1 protein-coding gene and 1 pseudogene are annotated in these 1438 nt (G+C 75.7%); both read left to right on the top strand.

Annotation, left to right across the window (positions count from 1 at the left end; translation table 11 throughout):
* Positions 1-678: pseudogene (locus ABZ281_RS49260) on the top strand (hypothetical protein); the annotation flags it as partial.
* Positions 679-799: 121 nt separating this feature from the next.
* A partial coding sequence (locus ABZ281_RS49255) for an NAD-dependent epimerase/dehydratase family protein (protein ID WP_356665361.1) occupies positions 800-1438 on the top strand: 639 nt, incomplete at its 3' end.

Here is a 1438-nt window from a genome sequence, read left to right as displayed (position 1 = left end):
GGCGCGGCCTCCGGCGGGAGCACCCCGTGGGCCGTGTGGCTCGTCGCCTATGCCCTCCTGGGCAACGGCCTGCTCGACAACGCGCTCGCCGGAGGCCCCGACACCCTGCCCACCGGCACGGCCGAGGGCGCCTGGCCCCTCACCGCCGTCCCGGTCCTGGCCCTTGCCCTGGCCTGCGCGCCCGCCGCCTGGACCGCGCACCTCCTCACCGCCCGAGCCCGCCGCAAACTCGCGGCCAGCCGCGGCCTGGAGGACTTCGCCGCCGCCGTACGCCCCCTCCTGGTCGGCACGTTCGTCCTGTTCCTGTGCGCCCTGGCTGCCCTGCTCACCCTCAGCTCCGCCGTCCTCGGCGAGCCCGCGGCCTACCCGCAGGCCCTCGCCCTGGGCGCCCTCCTCTTCCTGGCCCGACTTCTCACCACGCACGGCTTCACCTACGCCCCCGCCGTGGTCCTCACCGCGGCGGCCACGGTCGAGGCGGCCGCCCTCGCCACCGTGTTCGCCTCCCGCCTCCCCGGTTTCGGCTTCCTGGCCACCCCCGTCGAAACCCTCGTCACCACCTGGGGTGCCGACAGCGTCCCCACCCTCATCTGCGGAGCTGCGGCGTTGGCCCTCCTGGTCCACGCGACCCGCAAGCTCACCCGGGCCTCGGCCCACGCACCGCCGGAGCCCGCGCGATGAGCGCTGCGGACACCGGCCCCACCGCCGCAGGCAGCACCCCTCCCGTCCCTTCCCCATCCGCCTCGAGGAGAACCCGCATGATCACCCACCCAGGAGCCCCGGCGACATGGGGAGCCGTGCGATGAGAGTCCTGCTGATCGGAGCCAACGGCTACATCGGGCGTTTCGTCGCCGACCGCCTGCTCGCCGACCCGGCCGTGCAGCTCACCGCCCTCGGCCGCGGTGACGACGCCGACGTCCGCTTCGACCTCGCCTCCGGCAGCCCCGGCGCTCTCACCCGCTTCCTCGACGCGGTCCACCCGGGCGTCGTCGTCAACTGCGCCGGCGCCACCCGCGGCGGGGCCCGCGAGCTCACCCGCCACAACACCGTAGCCGTCGCCACCGTCTGCGAGGCCCTGCGCCGCAGCGGCTGCGGAGCTCGGCTGGTGCAGATCGGTTGTAGCGCGGAGTACGGCCCGAGCCAGCCCGGCTCCTCCACCGCCGAGGACGCCGTGCCCCGGCCCGGCGGCCCGTACGGCGTCAGCAAACTCGCCGCCACCGAACTCGTCCTCGGCTCCGGCCTGGACGCCGTCGTCCTGCGGGTCTTCTCACCGGCCGGACCCGGCACCCCCGCCGGCTCCCCGCTGGGCCGTCTCGCCGAGGCCATGCGCCGGGCCATGCAGTCCGGGGACGGCGAACTGAAACTCGGCGGCCTCGGCGCGCAGCGCGATTTCGTCGATGTCCGCGACGTGGCCCGCGCCGTCCACGCCGCCTCGCTCTCC

Origin of the sequence: Streptomyces sp. NPDC006265 (assembly GCF_040613555.1) — a bacterium.
Lineage (GTDB): Bacteria > Actinomycetota > Actinomycetes > Streptomycetales > Streptomycetaceae > Streptomyces.
This window is presented reverse-complemented; position numbering and strand designations above follow the sequence as displayed.